Raw genomic sequence first — 22,125 nt, 5'->3', positions numbered from 1 at the left:
GATCGAGAATGTCTTTGGCAGGATCAAAGACTGGCGCCGCGTCGCAACCCGTTATGACAGATGCGCCCACACTTTCATGTCCGCCATCTCCATCGCCGCTACCTGCTGCTACTGGTTATGATCAATGAGTCCTGAGCCTAGGCCGCAACTGTCTGATGATGAGCAGATACTTAAGATCGCAGAACTCACATCCCAGCACGTAACAGCACTCTGGGAACGAACGCGTAGCTTTGACGGCGATAAAAATGCCGATAAAGACGCTTCTGCGGACGAATATGCTCTGGTAATGAGACTGCCGCTCTGGTGCGAGACAGTCGGCCATTTGTGTCGGCGAAACCTAATTCCGTTGGATGACGTTCTTGATCTTTACGACCAAGCTATCATCATCTGCATCGGCAATCTGCGGAATCATGTTAAAATCCGTTCTGAAAAGCCGCCACATAAAAATCGCAGATACCTCGAAAATGCACTATGGCTTTACGAAGAATCCAAGCAATACAAAGCTTTACGAGACCAGCCCCGCCCTGCTAGGCTAGCAAGGGCTAGGACAAACTGGGTGTCTTATTCTAAATCTTTGTTACGCACGTTACGCTCCTGCTTGACCTATCGCTATCGCAATCAGCCTTCATGTAGGCCATCCAGGTAAAAAATCAATTAGGTTTCAAGCGCGGTTAGCGCACAAGAGAAGAGCTAGTTAAGTGATGAATCTCCATGCAAGAAGGCTCGTTATCCTAGCACCCATTGCAGCCATATTGGTCGTTGGCTGCGCAAACACGACAAGCGCCGAAGGGCCATCGTCTGCCAGCAGCAATGCGCCCAAGGCGGCCAAGGTCAGCTTCAACGAAAACCCCTATCCCAGCACCTACCGGCCCTATGGCGGCGCGGCTACGGCGATCCGCAACGTCACGATCTTCGATGGCGAGGGTGGGCAGATCGATAATGGCGTGGTGTTCTTCTCTGACGGCAAGATCACCGCAGTCGGCGGGCCGGACACGTCAATCCCTGGCGATGTTGCGGTGTTCGATGGCACCGGCAAGTTTGTGACGCCAGGCATCATCGACATCCACAGCCACCTTGGCAACTATCCCTCACCCGGCGTGGCAGCGCATTCGGATGGCAACGAGGCGACCAGCCCGGTGACCGCCGATGTGTGGGCCGAACACGGCGTCTGGCCGCAAGACCCGGGCTTCAGCCGCGCGCTCGCCAATGGCGGCATTACCAGCCTGCAAGTGCTGCCCGGCTCTGCCAACCTGTTCGGCGGACGGTCGGTCACGCTCAAGAACGTGTCCGCGCGCACGATGCAGGCGATGAAATTCCCTGACGCGCCCTACGGCCTGAAAATGGCGTGCGGCGAAAACCCCAAGCGGGTTTACGGCAGCCGCAACCAGAGGCCCGCCAGCCGCATGGGCAATCTCGCGCTCAACCGCCAGACCTGGGCACGCGCCGCCGAATACAAGGCGCGCTGGGATGAATATGACAAAAAGGGGGGTACGCCGCCGGTGCGCGACATCGGCATGGACACGTTGAAAAGCGCGCTCGAGGGCAAAATCCAGATTCACAACCACTGCTACCGTGCCGATGAAATGGCGGTGGTGATCGATATGGCCAAAGAGTTCGGCTATACCGTCTCGACCTTCCACCACGCGGTGGAAAGCTACAAGATTGCCGATCTGCTCAAAGAGAACAACATCTGCTCGGCGGTCTGGGCCGACTGGTGGGGATTCAAGATGGAATCCTACGACGGCATTCCTGAAAACGCTGCGATCATCCACAATGCGGGCGCCTGCACGATCATCCATTCAGACGATCAGGACCAGATCCAGCGCCTGAACCAGGAGGCCGCCAAGGCGCTCGGCGACGGGCGGCGGTTGGGCTTTACCATCTCGGATGCCACCGCGATCAGCTGGATCACCTACAACCCTGCGCGCGCGATGGGCATCAGCGACAAGACTGGCAGCCTGAAGCCGGGCAAGATGGCCGATGTCGTGCTGTGGAATGCCAATCCTCTGTCGGTCTATGCCCGGCCAGAAAAGGTGTGGATCGACGGGGCGCTGCTTTATGATTCATCCGATCCCAAGCGCCGCCCGGTGAGCGATTTCGAGCTGGGCCAGCCGGGTGAGGGAGACACGAAATGATCAAGCTCCTTCTCACCCTCTCCGCATCTGCTGCAGCACTCGCCATGCCCGCTCAGGCACAAACCATCGCCATCACCGGTGGCAAGCTGGTCATCGGCAATGGCGGCGCACCGATTGAGGGCGGCACCGTCGTCCTGCGCGATGGCAAGGTTGTTGCGGCGGGCGCAGGCGTTGCCGTGCCTGCTGACGCGCAGATTGTCGATGCCACCGGGCGCTGGGTCACGCCCGGCCTGTTCGCAGGTTTCAGCCGCCTCGGCCTGATCGAAGTCGAAGCGGTGACCGAAACCAACGACAGCAGCGCCAGCACCGGCGATTTTTCTGCCGCCATCGATGTCACCACCGCAATCAATCCGCGCGCCACGCCGATTGCGGTCAACCGCGCGGCGGGCATCACCCGCGCGGTGGTCGCGCCCGCAACGCCCCGGTCGGTTTTTGCGGGCTTTGGCGCGTTGATTGATCTTGGCGAGGATTATGAGGCCGTCACCAGGGCGCGGGCCTTTCAGTTTGTCGAATTGGGTGAAACCGGGTCAGCGCGCGCCGGTGGCAGCCGTGCCTCTGCGTTTCTGGAATTTCGCAACGGGTTGATTGAGGCACAGAACCTTGCGCGCGGTCAGCGCGCGGTGCTCGCGCATCCGCACGATGCGCTGCTCAACCGTCAGGATGCCGCCGCTCTGGTGCCTGTCGTGAACGGCGAGGTGCGGTTGCTGGTGCATGTCGAGCGGGCTGCCGACATCATCAACGTGCTCAAGCTGCGCGACGAGTTTCCCGCGCTCAAGCTGGTGCTGGTCGGCGCGGCCGAAGGCTGGATGGTGACGGACCGGATCGCGGCTGCAAACGTGCCGGTGATCGCATCGGCGCTCAACGATCTGCCCGAGGCGTTCGAAAAAACCGCTGCGACCCAATCAAACATTGGCCGCATGAAGCGCGCCGGGGTGACCGTCGCCATCGGCCAGATCAATGACAGCGATGCGCACAAGCTGCATTACGCGCCGCAATATGCGGGCAATCTGGTGGCGCTGCAGCGCGTGCCCGGTGCGACCGGGCTGACTTGGGGCGAGGCCTTTGCCACGATCAGCTCGGGCCCGGCGCAGGCGCTGGGCGTCGATGCGCAGCTTGGCAGCCTTCAGCCCGGCCGCCAGGGCGATGTCGTGATCTGGGATGGCGACCCGCTCGAACTGTCATCCACGCCGGTGGCGGTGATGATCGATGGCGTGCAGCAGTCGCTCGACAACCGTCAGGCGCGGCTGCGTGATCGCTATCGCACGCCGCAGGAAGGGGCACTGCCCAAAGCCTATGAGCGGTGATAAGGTGCTGATACCAGGGGGCTGACACGGTGCGCGGCCCGGCGCGGCAGGGGGATTGGCTGATGCAGGGATATACGATGTTGTTGGCGGGTGCGGTTGGCTTTGTCGGCAGCCATTTCGCGATGTCACACCCATTGCGCGCACCGATGGTCAAGCGGCTGGGCGAAAAAGGTTTCCAGCTGGTCTACGTGGTCGTGTCGCTCGCGACCTTTTACCTGATGGTGCAGGGTTTCAAGCGCGCGCCGATGTCTGATCCGTTCTGGCCGGTCGGCGATGGGCTGTGGGCGGTGACCACCGTCATCATGCTGCTGGCGAGCATTCTGTTTGCCGGGTCGCTGATTGGCAATCCCGCAATGCCGGTGCCCGATGCCAAGCGCGCGGCGATGAAGACCCCGGGCGGTGTGTTCCGCATCACCCGCCACCCGATGATGTGGAGCTTCGCGCTATGGGGCATCAGCCATATTCTCATCGCACCGCGCATCGACAGCATCATTCTGGCAGGCGCGATCATCGTGCTGGCGCTGGTCGGCGCACGGCTGCAGGACGGCAAGAAGTTCATCCAGATGGGCGATGCCTGGCTGCACTGGCAGGCGAACACCAGCTTTGTGCCGTTCGCGCGCGGCCTCGCCTTTCCCGGCTGGCTTGCGCTGATTGGCGGCACGCTGCTGTGGCTGGTGGCCAGCTGGGCGCACATCCCGCTCGGCGTTGGCGCGGCGGGGGTGTTTCGCTGGTGGTGACACACCAGAATTTCGCCGCTATAGCCGCGTCGATGAACCAACTGCGCACCACGACCAGCACTAGCACCACTCCGGGTTTCCGGGGGCAGGTCGTCGCGGGTTGATCTCCATGCGATTGCCAGCCACCCGGTGCGGGTGGCGCGGCGTCGGCGTCTCCTTGCCAAACCTCGTCTTTACCTGACGCACCCTCTTTTGAGGCGCGCCGGATTGTGTCATGGCGCTCAGATTGAATGAAAGAATTAGCAATGGCCCAGCTTCTGAAGATCAGCCTGCCCGATGGCTCGGTGCGCGAGATGCCCGAAGGGTCTAGCCCGGCCGATGTTGCCGCCGCTATCGGCCCCGGGCTGGCCAAGGCTGCGATTGCCGCGCGCGTCGATGGCGAGCTGCGCGATATCAACCGCCCGTTCGAGGGCGACGCGCAATTGGCCCTGGTTACGTCACGCGATGAGGCCGATGCGCTGGAGCTTGCCCGGCATGACTTTGCGCATATTTTGGCCGAAGCTGTGCAACACCTGTTCCCCGGCACGCAGATCACCTTCGGCCCCTCGACCGACGATGGCTTCTACTATGATTTTGCCCCCAAGGAACGTCCGTTTACGGACGAAGACCTGCCCGCCATCGAAGCCGAAATGCGCCGCATCATCGCCGCCGATCAACCATTGGTGCGCGAGGTTTGGAGCCGCAGCGACCTGATCAAGCGTTGGCAGGCGGCGGGAGAAAGCTTCAAGGCAGAGTGGGCAGCTGAACTACCCGATGACGAGGAACTGACGGTCTACTGGTCGGGCGAGCCGGGACGCCCCGGTGCGTGGATGGACATGTGCCGCGGGCCGCATCTGGCCTCGACCGGCAGGCTCGATCCGGCGGCGTTCAAGCTGACGCGCGTCTCTGGCGCCTATTGGCGCGGCGACCAGCGCAACCCGCAGCTCAGCCGCATCTATGGCACCGGCTGGCTCAACAAGAAGCAGCTCGATGCGCATCTGGTGCGGCTCGAGGAGGCGGCGAAGCGCGACCATCGCAAGATCGGCGCGGAGATGGACCTGTTCCACCTGCAGGCCGAAGCGCACGGCAGCGTCTTTTGGCACCCACGCGGCTTCGTGATCTATCGCGCGCTGGAAGCCTATATGCGCCGCCGTCTCGATGCAGCGGGCTATCTCGAGGTCAAGACCCCGCAGGTGATGGATGCGCGCCAGTGGGAGCAATCGGGCCACTGGGGCAAATATCGCGAGAACATGTTCGTCATCCCCGATGAGGTTCCCAATACCGAGGACGAAGGCCCGGTGGTGTCGAACGACGCCGCGTGGATGGCGCTGAAACCGATGAACTGCCCGGCGCACGTGCTGATTTTTCGCCAGGGGATCAAGAGCTATCGCGACCTGCCCTTGCGGCTTGCCGAAATGGGCTGCTGCCACCGCAATGAGCCGCACGGCGCGCTGCACGGCCTGATGCGGGTGCGCCAGTTCACGCAGGACGATGCGCATATCTTCTGCCGCGAGGACCAGATTGTCGATGAGATCGCCAGATTCTGCGATCTGCTCGATGTCGTCTACAAAGACATGGGCTTTGCCGATTATGCGATCAAGCTGGCGCTGCGCCCTGACAAGCGTTTCGGGTCGGATGAAATGTGGGACTGGTCCGAGCAATCGATGCGCGATGCCGTGGCGGCCACGGGGCGCAACACGGCCGAATGGGGTTGGGAAGAGCTTCCGGGCGAGGGCGCGTTCTATGCGCCCAAGCTCGAGTTCCACCTGACCGACGCGATTGGCCGCACCTGGCAGGTCGGCACGATCCAGACCGACACCGTGCTGCCCGAGCGGCTGGACGCCAGCTACATCGCCGAGGATGGCGCGCGGCATCGCCCGATCATGCTGCACCGCGCGATTCTGGGGAGCTACGAGCGCTTCATCGGCATTTTGATCGAGCATTTTGCCGGTAAGTTCCCGCTATGGCTGGCGCCGGTGCAGGCAGTGGTGGCGACCATCGTGTCGGATGCCGACAATTATGCACATGAGGTTGTCGCCGCGCTCCAGGCGGCGGGCATCCGGGTTGAGGCCGATCTGCGCAACGAAAAGATCAACTACAAGGTGCGCGAACATTCGGTCGGGCGGGTCCCCAACATTCTGGTGCTGGGCAAGCAGGAGGCTGAAAAGCGAACTGTCGCGCTGCGCTGTCTGGGTGAGCAACAACAGCAGTTCCTGCCGCTTGATGACGTCATTGCCATGCTCAAACAAGAGGCGCTGCCGCCCGATCTTCAACACCCCAAAGGAGAATGACGATGCGAATTCCGGCAATCCTGACCGTGCCTGCTGTTCTGGCCGCTGCTTTGACTGGCTGCCAACAGGCTGCGGTGACGGTTGACGCCGAGGGCACATCCGTTCCCGAATCGGCCGAATCCGCGACCGTGCCGCAAAACGAGGCGATGCGCGCCTATGCCGCCGTCAACGACCGGATGCATGCAGGTATGGGCAAGATCGATCCCGACCCTGACATCGCCTTCATGCAAGGCATGATCCCGCATCATCAGGGGGCGATCGACATGGCCGAAGTGGTGCTGGAGCACGGCAAGGACGCAGAAACCCGCGCGCTTGCCAAGACCATCATCGATGCCCAGAAGGCAGAGATCACAGAAATGCAGAAATGGCTCAAAGCGCGCAACGCGGCCCCTGCAGAACCGGTCGATCATAGCGCAATGGGGCACTGACCCAGCAGCGATGATCAAGCCGCTCGCCATCTATGCGCTGGCCGCGCTGGCAGAGATTGCGGGCTGTTTCGCCTTTTGGGAATATCTGCGGTCCGACCGGCAGGTCTGGCTGCTGGTGCCCGGCATCGCGGCACTCTTGCTGTTTGCATGGTTGCTCACTCTGGTCGACTTGCCCGATGCGGGCCGCGCCTATGCAGCTTATGGCGGCATCTATATCGTTGCGTCACTGGTGTGGCTGATGCTGGTGGAAGGGGTCATGCCCAACCGCTGGGATCTGGTCGGTGGTACCATGGCGCTGGCCGGTTGCTGTATCATCCTGCTCGGCAGGAACGGCTGACGCACATCCCCCGCGACAACCGGCGTCGGTGCGCAGCAGCCCTCTTTATCTATTTCGAAACTTCCCCTATATAGCGGCGCTTAAGTCACTTCAGGAGAATTTGCTATACGTCCGCCAGCCCCCCGTCGCTCCCCTGCCATGCCGCTTAAATCAGGGCCGCGCTTCAATCAGTTCATTCAGGCAGCCCAGGTCCGGGTCATCGACGAAAATGGCGAGAATGTCGGCGTATTGCGCACCGAGGATGCGATCGAGCGCGCGGCTGCGGTCGGGCTCGATCTGGTTGAGGTCTCCCCCAACGCTGACCCGCCGGTCGCGAAATTCCTGGATGTCGGCAAGTATAAATACGAGGCCCAGAAAAAGGCCAATGCTGCGCGCAAGAACCAGAAAACCCAGGAAATCAAAGAGATCAAGATGCGCCCAAACATCGATGACCATGATTATATGGTCAAGATGAAGAAGGTGCATGCCTTTATCGATGAGGGCGACAAGGTGAAGATGACGCTGCGTTTTCGCGGGCGTGAACTCTCGCACCAGCAGCTTGGCATGGCCCTGCTCCAGCGGGTGCAGGAAGACGTCAAGGAAACCGCCAAGGTTGAAGCCTATCCGCGCATGGAAGGCCGCCAGATGTTGATGGTGCTCGCGCCGAAGTAATATGCGTTGTCAGCCTTGGTGAACCATTAGGTGTGAGTACCGACCCCGACAACCACACGAACTATGCTCTCGGCTGGGCGACCAGCGCTGATTACGACGATCTATCGGACGTCATGTTCGATGCCGTGCGGCGCGGCCCCAGCCACTATACAGAAGCGCAGCGCAAGCAGTGGGTCCCCGAGCGTCGTCACGGCGATGCTTGGGCAGCCCGCCTCAACGAGCAGGTCATTTCGCTGGCCCGTAACGAAAAGGGCGTCGTCGGCTTCATGAGTCTGGCGCCGGACGGCTATATTGATTTCGCCTACATCCGGCCTGAAGCACAAGGCACTGGCTTGTTTAGGCAAATGTTTCGCCAGATTGAACAATATAGCGCCGAAAGAGGCGATGCGCGCTTGTGGTTGCATGCCAGCCTGATGGCACAGCAAGCATTTGCCACCATGGGTTTCGAAATCGTCGAGCGTCAGACAGTGCATATTGGCGACGAGAGCTTCGAACGGTTTGAGATGGAAAAGCCGATGGGCGGCTTAATGGCCTGACGAGTTCTTTCAGTACACCTCATCGGGTGGCGGCGGGTCGATCATCGCATTGAGCCGCCGCAACGCCATTGCTGCCAGCCTCGCGGTCTCGCTCTTGCGGCGCGCGGGCGGCAGCGGGCGGGTGGCGGCAGGGCGGATGATCTCTGCGTCATAGGCATCGGCGATGATCAGCCCGGTCACATCAGGCATGAACGCTTCGCCTGACACCAGCGCCGGATCGAGCGCAGGCGGCAGGCCCCAGTAGAAGCGGTCGCAATAGTCCAGATACTCGGGCCATTTGCCGTCGCCCAGCAGATCGGCGCGCGACACCTTGATCTCGACGATCACGATGGCGCCGCGCGAATCGAGCCCCATCAGGTCAGCCCGCCGCCCGTTGGGCAGCGCCACTTCGCTCGCCACCCAGATCTGGTTGCGCCGGAACAGCCGTGCGATGCCGCGCGCGACGGAGCAGGCACCTTGCGGCATGTTTTTCGCGGCAGACAGCGTCGGGTCAGGAAGATATAGCGGGGTAAGCTGGGCCTGAGTCATGGCCTTTGGTTAATACAAAACAGGAACAAATAAAAGGGGCTGGCGTCGCAGCTTGCCGTGTCTTGTGCGATCAGCGTGACATGCCACCAACGATCCGCGCAAGATCACGCTGCGCATCATCATAGAGCTGCCTAGCAGCACCGCGCCCGCGTTTTCCGGCTGAGCGCGCATGCTCCAGCGCCTGCAACCCGGCGCGCAACATGGCAGACAGGCTGTCGCATCGCGCCACCAGCGCACGGACGGCCTGATCAGACAGCGAATCAATGGCAGTGGTCATCTCTGCCGCATCGGACAGGGTCGGCTCGGACTGTGGGGTTTTCACCCCGGCAACACGTGCGACCATGCCGATCACCATATGCAGTCCATTGACCTGCTGCGCGACCAACCCGGGATCGAAACCATCACGGCCGGTTGCGGCGAGAATCGGGGAGAGCGGACTGTACATGACGCACCATCATCGCAGCGCGAGGTTAAGCATCCGCTAAAGGACCGAACTGGTGCCCTTCTGTTACGAAAAAGACACAAAGTTTCGCAGATCAGAGTTTTTGAGTCACTTTTCTCTTGTGCAGTGCAGCATGTTGGGGCAGCTTCACTGTCGCTGAAAGTGAGCACCCCGATACGGCGCACAGGGACGCCAAGTTTATCAGAGGGTCGCCGCCGCAGCGCAGGTGGGACGAAACGCATCCAGTTGAAAGGGAAAGTTATGCGTACGTCCAAATTCCAACGGGGCCTTATCGGCCTCGGCATCCTTCTGTCGTCCGCCGCCGCCACTCCTGCCTTTGCGCAGGACGAAGAGGCTGCGCCACCGGTCACCGTTTCCGGGTCTGTAGGCCTTGTCTCCGATTATCGCTTCCGCGGTGTATCGCAGTCCGATGAAGGCATTGCGCTCCAGGGCGGCTTCACCGTCGCGCATGAAAGCGGCCTGTATGCCGGCACATGGGCATCAAATCTGGCAGGCTGGGGAACCTTCGGCGGCGCCAATTTGGAGCTCGACATTTTCGCGGGCTATGCAGCCACATTCGGAAGCACTGGCATCGATGTCGGGGTCACCTGGTACATGTATCCGAGTGGCGCAAACAACACCGACTTTTTTGAAGGCTATGCCAAGCTCAAGGGCACAGCCGGGCCGGTTGCCCTCACCGCTGCGGTTTTTTACGCGCCAAAGCAGGAAGCGCTGGGCAATTTTTCCAACACGCCCTTTAGCCGGGGGCAAAGCGAGGACAACCTTTATCTCGCAGGCGATGCCAGCATTGGCATCCCCGACACACCCGTCACAATCAACGGCCATATCGGCTATTCTGATGGCAACCCCGGCCTCGGCCCGAACGGCACGAGCATCGCGCCCACCGGAAAATACTGGGACTGGTCCATCGGCGCAGCGGTCAACGTCTATGGCCCGCTCACGCTGAGCGTATCTTACATCGACACTGATATCACACGCGCTGAATCGGCCTTTCTGCTGCCGAATTTCAGCAAGTTGAATGGTGGACAAATTGCGGATGCCACCGTTGTGGTGGCGCTGACCGCCGCGTTTTGATCCGCCCGCACGGATCAAAGGGGGTGGCCGCGTCAGTTGAGACAGGTGCGGCCACAGCCCGTTATGCCAAGCCGTTTGTCGCTCGCCCGGATTTGATCTATCGGCGTGCGCACCATGCCCAGATTGCGCCTTGCCACGACCACGCCGGGTGAACCGGAAATTTTCCATTCGCTGCAGGGCGAAGGGATCAGCATCGGCAGGCCATCGGTATTTGTCCGCCTTTCGGGCTGCAATCTGGCATGCAACTGGTGCGACACGCCTTACACGTGGTATTTTGAAGGCAGCAACGCCGCGCACCGCAGCAGCGCGCGTTTCATCCGTCGCGACAACAGCATCGCTCTATCGGTTGAAAATGTGGCTGAGCGCATTGCCCGGTTCGGCTGCGATCACATCATCTTCACCGGCGGTGAGCCGCTGCTGCAACAGGCAGCGCTCGCCGACGTGTGCGCCTTGCTTGGCGCGAACCGGCACATCGAGATCGAGAGCAACGGCACGGTGCTGCTTGATGACCGGCTTGCCCCCCATGTCGACCAGCTTAACCTGTCGCCCAAGCTCGCGCATTCGGGCAATGCCGAGCATGCGCGAATCAACATCGAGGCGCTGCAAGGCTTGGCGCAGGACCCGCGCGCGTGGTTCAAGTTTGTGGTCGCAAGCCCCGACGATGTGACGGAGCTGGACCTTCTCGCCGAGCGGCTTGGCCTGCCGCCTGCGCGCATCATCCTGATGGGAGAAGGAACGACGCCGGACGCGCTAAACGCCCGCGCCATCTGGCTTGCGCCGCTGTGCGTGGCGCGCGGCTATCGCTTTACCGACCGGCTGCATATCCACCTTTATGGCGACACGCGCGGCACGTGATGAACTTCAGGATCAGCGGTGGTTGCCCTGGTTGCGCCAGCGCCTGGTCACCCGATCCAGCATTTCGTCCTCGCCGCCGGTCTGTTTCCACAGGGTGCTGAACAGCGGGTCATCCGATGCCGGTCGGCGCTCTTCGGCCAGATTGTCAAACCCGACCCGCACCGGAATCGCGACACCTTCGCCGCAGATGATGCATTCGCGGTTGCGCAGCGACGGGATCGAATCGAGAAAGCCGCGCGCGCCTTCGGGCATGGCCGATCTGACATGCGCCTGATCGCGGTCGTTGTTGAGCCGCATCGCGATGATCGTGCCGCATTGCGACAGCACACCTTCTGAAAGGTCGGACGGGCGCTGGGTGATCAGGCCCAGCGATACGCCATATTTCCGCCCTTCCTTGGCGATCCGGCTGAGCACATCGCGCACCGCACTGTGCTGCACAGACCGGTCGGACGGAATATAGCGATGCGCTTCTTCGCAGACCAGCAGCACGGGCCGGGTCTGTTCATTGCGACTCCAGATCGCGAAATCGAACACCATCCGGCTGAGCACCGCGACGACGGTTGCGGTGATGTCTGACGGAACGCTCGATACGTCAATCACCGAGATCGGCTTGCCCATTGAGGGAAAACGGAAAATCTTGGCGATGAAATCGATCATATTGTCGCCGACCAGCATCCCTGAGAACATGAACGTGTATCGTGGATCAGACTTGATTTCCTCGATCTTGCCCTTGATGCGCAGGAACGGGGCACTCGAGGTGGCCTTGTCGAGCTTGCCCATCTCGTTCTGGATGTTCGCGACCAGATCAGACAGCATATAGGGAATCGGCGTATCAATGGTGATGCGGCTGGTTCCGGAGGCCGCCTTGTTTTTGGTGCGCGCGGCGAGCAGGCACTTGGCGAGAATTTCCGCATCGGTCTGGCGGTCCGCCCCCGATGACGTGAGGAACACCTCGCAATGCTCCTCAAAGTTCATCAGCCAATAAGGCAGTGCCAGATTGTTGACATCGAACAGTGCCCCGTTCTGCTTGAAGGCGTTGGCATATTCACCATGCGGATCAATCATCACGATGTGACCCTCGGGCATCATGTCGCATATCCGGTGAAGGATCAGCGCGGCGGCGGTCGATTTGCCGGTGCCGGTGGAGCCCAGCAACGCGAAATGCTTGCCGAGCAGCGCATCGACATACAACGCGGCGCGCGTGTCTATAGTAGGGTAGACGGTGCCGATTTCGATGTGCGGCCGCGCATCGGCGGCATAGACCTGCTTAAGGTCGTTGCCCGTCATGGCGTAGACCGGTGTGCCCGGCACCGGAAAGCGAGTGACGCCGCGCCGGAAATTGAAGATCCGACCGGTGAGTTTTTCCTCATCACCCTCGCCCAGAAAATCGATCTGGCAGATGATCAGCCCGGTTTCGCGATGATGCAGCCGCTGGGTGCGAACATTGGCGACCAGCCAGCAGTTGCCAATCCGCACCTTGACCTGGCTGCCAACCTGCCCCGCCATCGCAAGCGTGGCATCGGCATTGTCGCTCAGCGTTTCAAGCCTGCTGATATCGATCAATACCTGCGAGCTTGAGCCGGAGATTTCGACGATTTCACCGAGGCGAAGATGCTCCAGCGAACGCTGCGCAAGGCGCGACATATCCGGAACGTCTTCGGGGTCAGCCGGGTTACGCACCTGAAAGCTGCGGGGATTGAGTTCGACCATCGATTGTCTGACGCCTTTTATAACCACGACGTCACAGCGTTAACCCAATCAAGTAAATATTCTCTCTACCGGGCTCGGACGCAGGGCGGTGCGTGCGGGGGCGGCTTGCTGCGCTGGTGCTCAAATCTATTGAAGCTACATTTTCAGCGCCGTTGACCGTGAACGTTCAATCTGAAAATTCTTAGATGCGGCGGAACGCGACCCCGCCGAGCCAGCCAAGCAGCAACGATACCAGCACCGCGCTGAGGCCATACCAGAACGGCTGATATTCGGCGACGACCGCGATAAACAGCTCAAAGCCGTATTTGCGCACGGTAATCTCGCGCACTGCCGCCGCCAGCACCTGCCCATCACGGACCAGGAAGGTTTCTGCGGTATAAATGCCGGTTGGTACGCTCGCCGGGATTGACAGGCGTGCCTGATAGAGCACGCCTTCAAGAATCTCGACGCTGCCTTCCTGTTCCTTGTACAGCCCGCCACGCTCATTGAGGCTGACCAACCCCGCTGCAAAACGGCGCTGTTCGACCGGATCGATCGATCCGGCGGGCGAAAGCTGCAGGTTCTCCAGCCCGAATTCATAGATCGCCGCGGTGCGTTCATCGACGATCTGCTTGATCGGACGCGATGATGCGAGCGCATAATAGGCCGGCGCGGAGCGGAAATCGGAGCTCGCCGCGTTGATCCAGATCCCTGCGATCTTTTGCTTTTCGCGCAGCACGATCGATTGAGGCGGGCCTTTAAGGATCACGACGATATCGCTATTGCCCGATGGCGGGTTGCCGCCGGGATAGACAATCGCCCCGAACAGCAGCAGCTCTGCACCGGTAAAGCCGTATTGGATCTGGATGTCGCGCTGCGAAACCTCCGGCACTAGCGCCGGCTCCACCGCGCCCGAGATCAACAGGCTGCATAGCAGCAAGGCCATGATCCGGCGGCGCCTCATTGCACGTCCACCGAATAGATTTCGGCCGGCTGGAAGCCGAGGCCAATAGCCAGCCTGATCGCCACCAGCAGCACCAGCACGCTAAGCAAGACGCGCAGATATTCCGGCGGCAGTTTCTGCGCAAAGCGCGACCCCAGCTGTGCACCGGTCACGCTGCCGATCAGCAGCAGCACCGCCAGCACGATATCAACCGATTTGGTCGTCAGGCTGTGCACCATCGTCGATGACAACGTGACGAACAAAATCTGGAACAGCGATGTGCCAACCACGACATGCGCGCCCATGCCCAGCAGATAAAGCATCGCCGGGACCATCACAAAACCCCCGCCCACACCGAGCAGGATGGTCAGGATACCGGTCAAAAAGCCGAGCAGCAAAGGCGCAATCGGCGATATATACAGCCCCGATTTATAAAACCGCCAGCGCATCGGCAGGTTCGCGACCAGCGGATGGTGACGGCGCTTTTTCGCCGCAACCCGCTCGCCGCGCCGCAGGGTAAGGACGGTGGCCAGGCTTTCGCGCAACATAATTCCGCCGATGCTGCCCAGCAGCAGCACATAGACGATGTTGATCACCGTATCGATCTGGCCAAGCTGCTGCAGCGCGCGGAACAGCACGGCGCCTGCCAGCGTGCCGATGATACCGCCGACCACCAGCACCCCGCCCATCCGGTAATCGACCCCCTTGTTACGGCTGTGCGCAATCACGCCTGAGACGCTGGCACCGGTTACCTGGGTGGAAGCCGAAGCGGCAGCCACGGTCGGGGGAATGCCATAGAATATCAGCAGCGGCGTGGTCAGAAATCCGCCGCCCACGCCAAACATGCCGGACAATATACCCACGATGCCGCCCAGGCCGATGATGACCAGCGCGTTGACCGACAGATTCGCAATGGGAAGATAGACGTCCATGGTTGGCGAGACGCTAGACGTTTTGCCTGGGCAACAGAAGAGGGCAAGGCGGGCCTGAAGCATTTTCAAGTTGACCGTTTATGGTCACCGACTCGGGGAATACGATCTCGAACGATCCGCTCGTTGTCGCCCAAGGTGAAAACGCGCTGGCGTCACTCGTCGGTGCGACGCTGCTTAAAATCCCGCGGTCAGGCTGACCGCCGCGCCTGACCCGGGCGCGGCATCGCCGCTGACCCGGTGCCGCCAGTCCAGCGCCAGCGTGGCATTCCCCTCGCCCAGCGGCACATTGAGCGCAACACGCGGTCCCAGATCGACGCGATAGACCCATGACGTGCGCCCGGTCGCGTTCATATCTTGCTGTCCGCCCGCCCATATGCCTCCGCCCAGCAAGACGGTGTGAGGATCGCGTTGCGTAACCGGGCGGGTCGCGAGCAGCTGCGCATCAAAAAACCCGCGTCGCTGACTGAGGCCCACGATGCCTGCCTGACCATAGCCTTCGATTTGGACGCCGCTGCGCGCTTCAACAAACCCTTTGCCGCCCGACATGAACACCGCAAAGGCATCGCGAGGGTTGCGGTCGATGGCCACGCGCCGCTCTATCGCGAGTTCAACCGGCACTCCAGCGAGCGGCCTCACTGCCGCACCGAATGCCAGCGTGCCATCGGCCGGACTGTTCAGCGCGCTGGTGATGCGCGCATACAGCGCGGGCGCTTGCCGACCGTCGCCCGTTCGCCAGCGCAACAGCGCGCCGGCCTGGCTGCCACCATATTGTCCATCCGCCGCCAGCACCGGGCCACCGCCGCGTGCCCTGACCAGTGCCCAACCGTAAGCAGACCAGCGCCGGTCCCGCTGATCGGTTGCGCGCGAAGTAAGCGGTGCGAGCGATGATGCGATCGCGACATCCTCCAGCAGCGCGCGATCCGCCGCTACACGCGCATCGGGCAGCGGCAGCCCGGGTGCCAATCGCGCGGGCGCCGCGATCGGGTCGTGCTGCCAGACGGACGCCTTTGCGGAGTGACGCGTTAGGCCGAGCCCAAGGCCTAAATCGCCTGATGTTGCGGCCACAGCGCGAAATCGTGCGCCGGGTGGTCCGTCAGATGCTGAGGCAACACCAATGCTTTTGCGGGAAAACGCTGCTGTTCGCGCGTCGGCGACATTACCCGCAGGGGGCCAATCGTGTGGAGATGCCGACGATCCCTGCGGACGCGGCAGATCGGCCCGCCCCGCGAATGTCACCGCTTCACCCTGACCCTGGATCACCTGCACCACCCGCGCTGCGGTCCACACAACCAGCACCGTCGCCAGAAAAATCAGCGGCTGGCCCCGTAATCTGGCAGGAGACCGGGCGTTGCCTGCAGGATCAGCCATCGCCGGGCACGCCAGCGCCAGCGCGTGGCGGCGCAGCGGGAATATGGTGCCGGGTCTTGTCCCAGGGCAACGGCGCACCGCGCAGGCTGGCAGCATAGGCAGCAACCGCGCGCCGCGCCGCCATCACCGCGATGATATTGCCGACAAACATCCTCGGCACCGACCAGAATGCCTCGCGAACTCCGTATTGCCTGCCCGTAAACAGCGCCCGCATCGCCAACCGCCAGATCAGGATCACGCCATTGGCGAGCATCAGCAGGCGGAATGCGGGAGACAGCGGCTGCGGCTGCACAAGACCCGCCTCGCTGGCGAGAGCCACCAGCAGCCAGAGCGCGAGCCCGGCATAGCCGCTGAGCAAAGCAACCGCCGCCAGCGCCGCGCGCCGGTCGCGCAGCCGCATCCAGAACTCAGCCGCACCTTTGCCCCAACCCATGCGGTCCCATCCGACGAGCGCGATGCCAATCGTCCAGCGGGTCTTCTGACGGACGGCACCTGAAAGATCGGACGGGAAATATGAACGCGTCGCCACGAGATCTCCTGCGGCATCGCGCATCCGCACAAAGTGTCCGCGACCGCCGTGCTCATAGATGCGCAGTCCCAGTTCGTAATCCTCGGTCAGGCTGTCGGTGGCAAACGGCGTGTTCTCTGGGCTGCGCAGCGCCAGATGATGCAGCATATCGCGGCGAAACGCGCAGCCGACGCCCGCGCAAGGGATCGCAAGCCCCAGGCGGTTGCGGACCGGCAGCGCCTTGCCATGCGCTTCGGCAAATTCATCAGCGTAATGGCCGCCGACCAGCCGCGAAGCCGGATCAAGCAGCGGCACCACCGGCAGCTGGACAAAATCGTGATGCTGCAAATGGGCGACAAACACATCAAGCGCACTGGCATGCACCACGTCTTCGGCATCGTGCAGGATGATCGACGCAAAGGCCTGCCCGCTGGCCTGCTCGTGCGGCATTATGTAGCAAATGCACCAACGCAAATCTAGGCGGGCAAGCCCTACGCCGGTAGATTGCGCGCATGACAGAAGGCTTTGAACAAACCCGCTACGGGCTGATCCGCAAGCGCGCTGCTATGGTCGCTGAGATTGAGACATTGCAAGCCCAGGCTGCAAAACTGGTCGCCGATCTAAACGCGTTGGAAACGGTCATCCGCGTGTTCGATCCCAACATAGACATGGAAGAACTACCCATAAGGCGCATACCGCCTGCCTACGCGGCGTTCCGGGGTGAGATGGCAAGGTTCATGCTGATCACGCTCAGAGAACATGCAGGCGGGCTTACAACGCACGAGCTGGCGCTGTTGATAATGCGCTCACGCCAGATTAACGTGAACGACATGCAGGCGGTCAAGCTCATGCAGCGCAGAACGGGGCATTCGCTCTCCCGCCTGCGCAGCAACGGCTATGTCATCTCGGAAAAGGCCAACGCCGGTGGGATGCTACGCTGGCGCATCAGCCTGCGCGGTGGGCGTGATGAACCTACGGGTCGTTGGCGCAATGGTAGCGGCTATCAGGGCGAACTCTAGGCGGTGGCGCATTTAAGTTTTTGAAGCATTCTCAATTTTCGCCCATGCTTCTGATAGTATTTCATGATGATCCAAAGCAGTTTCAATAGCTGCGGCAGGGATTTCATGTTCAAGCGCAATCTGTTTGATTGTCGTGTCATTGGCATCTAGCTTTGCAAGGTCAGCGTCCCGAAAGTGCATCGGATACATGATTTCGATTGCTGCGATCTCCGCTAACATTTCTGAGACTAAAGGGTCAGCAGGATTTTGGTGCCCTTCACCGTTTTCTCGAAGCAAGCGCCATTCGTCCATCAGGCCCCTGATCGTTTCGAGACCCAGGGTTGACCAATCATCTTGTTCATCAATTGCCAGATGACAAAGTTCTTTTACGGCGACTAGTCTCTTCATATCATCGCTAAGATTCGAGCGCACCAATACCCTTGCGCGACTATCTTTATACCGCTCTACTTTACCATAGAAATGAGACGCTTCAAAGGCTACTTCGACCATTTCAATGGTTAGGGCATACACCTGTTCGACAGCCCAATGCACGTCCGTAGGACTTACAACAGGACCTTGTTTATTGGCGCACTCCCGCTCCAAGTGCTCTCGCAGGATGCGCACTTTGTTTAATACAGCGCAGATCTTATCGCCGGAGATACGCATATTGACCACCAGAAGTGTGACAAAAAAAAGGCCCTATCGGAATAGGGCCTTTTCATCAACGCTTTGTTAAGCGAATTTCAGCAGTTTTAGAACACCAGCGGTTTAGATTCGCTATTATCAAGCGCTTCATACATCGCACAAACCTCACGACACACCTGTTCGGTGGTCGCTTCCTCCGTGTTCCTAAGATAAAATTTCACGTCAACTAAGCCGTCCGTTTCCGCCATCGCTTTATAGCGCTTGGCGAGCGTGTCACGTGCGGACATTTTTTCCATTACTCGCCTCCTTGGGTTAGGGTTAGGGTTGGGGTTAGATATGCCTTGACATACAAATTTGCATATGCATGTCGCATGAACAACCTAACAAACTTATAACGCTCCATGCGCATTTTGGTTGTTAGCGCAAGAGATTTTTTTTGATTCTGCGCGATCCCGATGCGTATGTATCGTATATGGGGATCAAGTTGTCCACAATCAAATGTGATTGTAGATTTTGTGTAACACGCAATTAGCAAGAGCATTGCGACGAATCGTTATGCGGCTCGCTGCCAGTAACCAGCCCACTTCCTGCTAACGTTAGCAGCCAGCGCAGCATCCAAAACCATCGCAGTCTGCTTGCCGTTATCAACGCGGCGGTTATCTTCACGCCATGACGCTTCCTGCGCATATGCGTTCAGATACGGCCCTGCGATATGATGGTGCGTTCCAACTTCCATGCGGCGCAGACGGCTGAAATAGCTTTCGGCCTGGTTGGTGCAGGCACCGTCATCGATGAACGCAACCGAGTGATTGATGCGCTTCGTATCCCAGCCAGCGTGAAGGGCATCCCAGCCCGTGCCTTCGTCAGCGTGGATAGTGGCAAGAGTGCCAACGTGATCACGCACATAAGGCACCGCATCGCCCTCATGGCGCACGATGAAGGGCAGCGACTTGCCGTTGCGCTCACGCATGATGACAACGCACTGGCGCTTGCCTGAGCGGTTCGCCTTCAAGCGCAAGTCCTTGCGGTCGGCTTTCTGATTTTCCGGCTTCACGTATCCGCCGAAATAGGCACCGTCGATTTCCACAACGCCGTTAAGCTGGCGACCGGCCTGCTCACGCGCCATCGCTTCACGCAGCTTGTGCGTGAGAACGAAGGCTGTTTTATACTGGCAATCCAGATCGCGGCTCAGCTGCAAGGCAGCAATGCCCTTGGCACCGTTCACGAAGATGACGATTGCGGCCAGCAGATCAGTGAATGACATTTTGCGGCTGGCAAAAATCGTCCCGCTGGTCACGCTGAACTGATGATAGCAGGCAACGCACTTAAACCGGCGGCGGGTGGAAATGTCATAGGTCTCAGTGCAGCCACAGCGCGGGCAAATGGCTTCCCCGTCCGTCTCAGCCCAGCGCATGGCCTTGAAAGTGTCGTATGCCTTGTCTTCGCCCATGCGGAAAACAGCCTTGAGGCTGAGTGTGCGGGCGGCGGCGGTGAGGAGAAAGTGTTGCATATCATCGTTTCCAGTGCTTATGCACTTTATATGATGATAATATGCACTCTTGTCAATGGCAAATGCATCGCATATGATGACTTTATCATCATATAGGATACGTTATGCCGAAAGCTGCGAAAGACTGGGAAGACCAAGTTAAGGGCTTGCTCAAAGCCGAGTTGAAGCGCCGCAATGTCTCTTATGCCCAGCTGGTTGAAAAGCTGGCTGACATAGGGGTTATGGACTCTGAGCCGAATGTAAGGAACAAGCTGAGCCGGGGTAAATTTACAGCGGTGTTTTTGATCCAATGTTTGGAAGCTATCGGAGCATCATCCTTGCGCTTGTCGGAGTAACGACTGCCGCGTTCTTGTTTGCCTTTTACATCATGGCGAACTCATACCCACAGCAAGAGCGTTATCAATCCTACGGCCCCACCCAGCAGAACCAGCCTAGGGCGGCCGGTGCCGTTTCCGATAGCGCCGCGACCCCACAGAATAAGACCCCATGCGTAGAACCAAAGACAGAAGGTGAGGCCGATCTGTGCGCCCAGTGGCGCGCTGCTCTCGCTGCTGAAAATTCCGCAGAATGGACAAAATGGGGTGTCATCCTTAGCGCGGTAGGCATCTCGTTTTTGCTCTGGCAGATTATTCTTACTCGGCAGGCGGTTACCGACACCGGCCAAGCAACAAAAGCGATGATTGAGGCCAACGACATCGCGCGCAAAACCGCGCAAGTCCAGATGCGCGCCTACGTTCGCTTTGATGACATAATGGTAAAAGATTTTGTGCCGGGGAAAATCCCAACTTACCAAGTGACCATGAGGAATGTTGGGCAAACTCCGGCGCATGACTTGGAATTTGCGATCCAGCCTTTTATCGGAACAGGCAATGCTACAGCCATGAAGGTGTTTTTCAATTACACCGACGACGCTATGGCCAGCCTCATGCCGCTTGGGCCGGGACAGCACTCGATGGTGAAGCGGCGTTTTGTCGAGCAAAAGGATGCGGATGTCGCTCAAAGCTTCCACCATGAAGGGATTACCGTGCTTTTGTTTGGCGTGGTGTCTTACAGAGACGTTTTCGGCAAGCGGCACATTTCCACTTTCAAATCCTTTCTCGATAGAAATAGCTTGGAAAATGGCACGGCTATTCTCGTGAACTGTGGGCGGGGGAATATAAGCAACTAGCACTGTGGCCATCGCCATAAGCGCGGCGCTAATCACAGCGGTTCTCCCGCTGCGCTAGGGCTGTTGAGCTTGGTGCGTTTGCTACATAATGCCGTGCTCGTGCGCGAGCATCGCCTGCCAGAGGTGGTTGAGGCAATCGGCCTTCGAGGTCGGGCCGGTCCTGAGCAAAGTGACGATATGCACCCGCGCATCGCCGTCAGCACCCGCCAGCGCCGCAGCGCGCGTTGCCGGGTCATTGGAATAAACGCCGATGAACATCTGGTAATTGCGCCCCGGCCATCGCGACAGGCAATGGCCGATCATATCGCCAATTACGTCGGCCTCGTCCCACGCGGGCACAAACACGGCATGTCGGTGCGGCACGGATGGGGTCTGAGGTTTCGCGCGCTGGCCCGCTTTGGCTTGGCTACGCCTGACCAGCCGGTCCTTGACGCGCGACCACAGCCAGATGGCATCGATCGCCAGATCATCGAGCGCGCCGACAAGAAACCACGTGCCTGCGAACAGCAGCAGTTCCAGACCGACCGCATCAGCCGTACCGCATATCGCTGACAGCACAGCAACAAGCTGCACACTGATGGTGTCGAATGCGATTGCCCCCAAACCGCGCCTCGTTTTGTCAATATTATTGCGTGATCTACAACGCCCAACTGATGCGCAGACTATTAGAATTATTGGTCGACCCGGTGCGTGTCGTTTCAATGCCCTGTTCGCGCATCTTGGTCAAAACAAATTCAACCTGTGCATCATTGCCTGAAATCGTCAGCGATCGCCCGGTGCGCCGCGCCGCCCAGATGGCCAGCGCCAGATCGGCCGCACCGCTCTCGGTCGGTTCATCGCCGTCAAACGCCACGCTCGGCAGGGTCATCGCGGGTGGCACGAGGTAGACCTGCCACTGCGGTTCCGCCGCCACGAGCCGCTGTTCAAGCGCGCGATAGGTTGCAAGGCTCGCCCCCGGCAGCGGCTTTGCCCGCACCTGCGCCAGCCGTTTGTCGCGATCGATCAGCACCGTATTGGGCGAAACACCGGCCAGAATTGCCAACTCG

At 60.0% G+C, this 22,125-nt stretch carries 24 protein-coding genes and 2 pseudogenes; 14 read left to right on the top strand and 12 right to left on the bottom strand.

The window, feature by feature from the left end; genetic code table 11:
• From ACEW8G_RS01620 to ACEW8G_RS01580, 9 genes and pseudogenes are all read left to right on the top strand, one after another.
• Positions 1-121 (top strand): annotated as a pseudogene (locus tag ACEW8G_RS01620) (IS5/IS1182 family transposase); the annotation flags it as partial.
• A 580-nt stretch (positions 122-701) separates the two neighbouring features.
• A complete protein-coding gene (locus tag ACEW8G_RS01615) occupies positions 702-2,135 on the top strand; it encodes an amidohydrolase (protein ID WP_373486703.1) in 1,434 nt (477 codons plus the stop codon).
• Entirely contained in the window at positions 2,132-3,439 is a 1,308-nt protein-coding gene (locus ACEW8G_RS01610) for an amidohydrolase family protein (protein WP_373486700.1), read from the top strand. Before ACEW8G_RS01615 ends, ACEW8G_RS01610 begins: the two co-directional genes overlap by 4 nt.
• A gap of 62 nt (positions 3,440-3,501) precedes the next feature.
• Entirely contained in the window at positions 3,502-4,176 is a 675-nt protein-coding gene (locus ACEW8G_RS01605) for an NnrU family protein (protein WP_373486699.1), read from the top strand.
• Positions 4,177-4,421: 245 nt separating this feature from the next.
• Positions 4,422-6,446 (top strand): threonine--tRNA ligase, encoded by a 2,025-nt coding sequence (gene thrS / locus ACEW8G_RS01600; RefSeq protein ID WP_373486698.1) that lies wholly within the window; start codon positions 4,422-4,424, stop codon positions 6,444-6,446.
• Positions 6,447-6,448: 2 nt separating this feature from the next.
• Entirely contained in the window at positions 6,449-6,874 is a 426-nt protein-coding gene (locus ACEW8G_RS01595) for a DUF305 domain-containing protein (protein WP_373486697.1), read from the top strand.
• Between the two features lie 10 nt (positions 6,875-6,884).
• Complete coding sequence (locus tag ACEW8G_RS01590) at positions 6,885-7,211, top strand: YnfA family protein (protein ID WP_373486696.1); 327 nt, start codon at positions 6,885-6,887, stop codon at positions 7,209-7,211.
• A 138-nt stretch (positions 7,212-7,349) separates the two neighbouring features.
• Positions 7,350-7,862 carry a translation initiation factor IF-3 gene (infC, locus tag ACEW8G_RS01585; protein WP_373486695.1) on the top strand — a complete coding sequence of 171 codons (513 nt, stop codon included), beginning with the start codon at positions 7,350-7,352 and terminating at the stop codon, positions 7,860-7,862.
• Between the two features lie 32 nt (positions 7,863-7,894).
• Positions 7,895-8,398: a GNAT family N-acetyltransferase gene (locus tag ACEW8G_RS01580; RefSeq protein WP_373486694.1), complete on the top strand. Its 504-nt coding sequence runs from the start codon at positions 7,895-7,897 to the stop codon at positions 8,396-8,398.
• Between the two features lie 9 nt (positions 8,399-8,407).
• Here the strand turns inward: ACEW8G_RS01580 and ACEW8G_RS01575 are convergent, their stop codons facing one another.
• Positions 8,408-8,863, bottom strand: coding sequence for an MmcB family DNA repair protein (locus ACEW8G_RS01575; protein ID WP_373486702.1), 456 nt, complete (start codon positions 8,861-8,863; stop codon positions 8,408-8,410).
• A 133-nt stretch (positions 8,864-8,996) separates the two neighbouring features.
• Positions 8,997-9,371 carry a hypothetical protein gene (locus ACEW8G_RS01570; protein WP_373486693.1) on the bottom strand — a complete coding sequence of 125 codons (375 nt, stop codon included), beginning with the start codon at positions 9,369-9,371 and terminating at the stop codon, positions 8,997-8,999.
• Between the two features lie 258 nt (positions 9,372-9,629).
• On the opposite strand from ACEW8G_RS01570, the gene ACEW8G_RS01565 reads away from it, so the two are divergent.
• Together ACEW8G_RS01565 and ACEW8G_RS01560 are read left to right on the top strand one after the other, a co-directional pair.
• On the top strand, positions 9,630-10,463 hold the full coding sequence (locus ACEW8G_RS01565; RefSeq protein WP_373486692.1) for a TorF family putative porin: 834 nt from the start codon (positions 9,630-9,632) through the stop codon (positions 10,461-10,463).
• Positions 10,464-10,577: 114 nt separating this feature from the next.
• Positions 10,578-11,318 (top strand): 7-carboxy-7-deazaguanine synthase QueE, encoded by a 741-nt coding sequence (locus tag ACEW8G_RS01560; protein WP_373486691.1) that lies wholly within the window; start codon positions 10,578-10,580, stop codon positions 11,316-11,318.
• Positions 11,319-11,330: 12 nt separating this feature from the next.
• Here the strand turns inward: ACEW8G_RS01560 and ACEW8G_RS01555 are convergent, their stop codons facing one another.
• From ACEW8G_RS01555 to ACEW8G_RS01535, 5 genes are all read right to left on the bottom strand, one after another.
• Positions 11,331-12,962 carry an ATP-binding protein gene (locus ACEW8G_RS01555; RefSeq protein ID WP_373486701.1) on the bottom strand — a complete coding sequence of 544 codons (1,632 nt, stop codon included), beginning with the start codon at positions 12,960-12,962 and terminating at the stop codon, positions 11,331-11,333.
• A gap of 247 nt (positions 12,963-13,209) precedes the next feature.
• The gene (locus ACEW8G_RS01550; protein WP_373486690.1) at positions 13,210-13,971 is read right to left on the bottom strand and encodes a TIGR02186 family protein; all 762 of its coding nucleotides are present in this window, start codon (positions 13,969-13,971) and stop codon (positions 13,210-13,212) included.
• Positions 13,968-14,882: a sulfite exporter TauE/SafE family protein gene (locus tag ACEW8G_RS01545; protein ID WP_373486689.1), complete on the bottom strand. Its 915-nt coding sequence runs from the start codon at positions 14,880-14,882 to the stop codon at positions 13,968-13,970. Before ACEW8G_RS01545 ends, ACEW8G_RS01550 begins: the two co-directional genes overlap by 4 nt.
• Before the next feature lie 174 nt (positions 14,883-15,056).
• Positions 15,057-16,250 carry a hypothetical protein gene (locus ACEW8G_RS01540; protein ID WP_373486688.1) on the bottom strand — a complete coding sequence of 398 codons (1,194 nt, stop codon included), beginning with the start codon at positions 16,248-16,250 and terminating at the stop codon, positions 15,057-15,059.
• The gene (locus ACEW8G_RS01535; RefSeq protein WP_373486687.1) at positions 16,243-17,208 is read right to left on the bottom strand and encodes a glycosyltransferase family 2 protein; all 966 of its coding nucleotides are present in this window, start codon (positions 17,206-17,208) and stop codon (positions 16,243-16,245) included. The genes ACEW8G_RS01540 and ACEW8G_RS01535 overlap by 8 nt, the downstream gene beginning before the upstream one ends.
• Before the next feature lie 62 nt (positions 17,209-17,270).
• Here ACEW8G_RS01535 and ACEW8G_RS01530 point away from each other — a divergent pair, with 62 nt between their 5' ends.
• A complete protein-coding gene (locus ACEW8G_RS01530; protein ID WP_373486686.1) occupies positions 17,271-17,777 on the top strand; it encodes a hypothetical protein in 507 nt (168 codons plus the stop codon).
• Positions 17,778-17,789: 12 nt separating this feature from the next.
• Here ACEW8G_RS01530 and ACEW8G_RS01525 read toward each other — a convergent pair whose 3' ends face one another.
• The 3 genes from ACEW8G_RS01525 to ACEW8G_RS01515 all read right to left on the bottom strand — a co-directional run bounded on the left by ACEW8G_RS01525 (position 17,790) and on the right by ACEW8G_RS01515 (position 19,911).
• The gene (locus ACEW8G_RS01525) at positions 17,790-18,422 is read right to left on the bottom strand and encodes a hypothetical protein (protein ID WP_373486685.1); all 633 of its coding nucleotides are present in this window, start codon (positions 18,420-18,422) and stop codon (positions 17,790-17,792) included.
• A gap of 86 nt (positions 18,423-18,508) precedes the next feature.
• Positions 18,509-18,697 carry a hypothetical protein gene (locus tag ACEW8G_RS01520; protein WP_373486684.1) on the bottom strand — a complete coding sequence of 63 codons (189 nt, stop codon included), beginning with the start codon at positions 18,695-18,697 and terminating at the stop codon, positions 18,509-18,511.
• A gap of 257 nt (positions 18,698-18,954) precedes the next feature.
• Positions 18,955-19,911, bottom strand: a complete 957-nt coding sequence (locus tag ACEW8G_RS01515) for an IS1595 family transposase (RefSeq protein ID WP_373486683.1) — start codon at positions 19,909-19,911, stop codon at positions 18,955-18,957.
• Positions 19,912-20,015: 104 nt separating this feature from the next.
• On the opposite strand from ACEW8G_RS01515, the gene ACEW8G_RS01510 reads away from it, so the two are divergent.
• Complete coding sequence (locus ACEW8G_RS01510) at positions 20,016-20,246, top strand: DUF6471 domain-containing protein (protein ID WP_373486682.1); 231 nt, start codon at positions 20,016-20,018, stop codon at positions 20,244-20,246.
• A gap of 14 nt (positions 20,247-20,260) precedes the next feature.
• Positions 20,261-21,079, top strand: a complete 819-nt coding sequence (locus tag ACEW8G_RS01505) for a hypothetical protein (protein ID WP_373486681.1) — start codon at positions 20,261-20,263, stop codon at positions 21,077-21,079.
• Positions 21,080-21,160: 81 nt separating this feature from the next.
• On the opposite strand, the gene ACEW8G_RS01500 is transcribed toward ACEW8G_RS01505, so the two are convergent.
• Together ACEW8G_RS01500 and ACEW8G_RS01495 are read right to left on the bottom strand one after the other, a co-directional pair.
• Positions 21,161-21,682: a glycosyltransferase gene (locus tag ACEW8G_RS01500; RefSeq protein WP_373486680.1), complete on the bottom strand. Its 522-nt coding sequence runs from the start codon at positions 21,680-21,682 to the stop codon at positions 21,161-21,163.
• 34 nt (positions 21,683-21,716) lie between these two features.
• Positions 21,717-22,125, bottom strand: a pseudogene (locus ACEW8G_RS01495) (DUF389 domain-containing protein); the annotation flags it as partial.

Origin of the sequence: Blastomonas sp. (genome assembly GCF_041747255.1) — a bacterium.
GTDB lineage: Bacteria > Pseudomonadota > Alphaproteobacteria > Sphingomonadales > Sphingomonadaceae > Blastomonas.
This window is presented reverse-complemented; position numbering and strand designations above follow the sequence as displayed.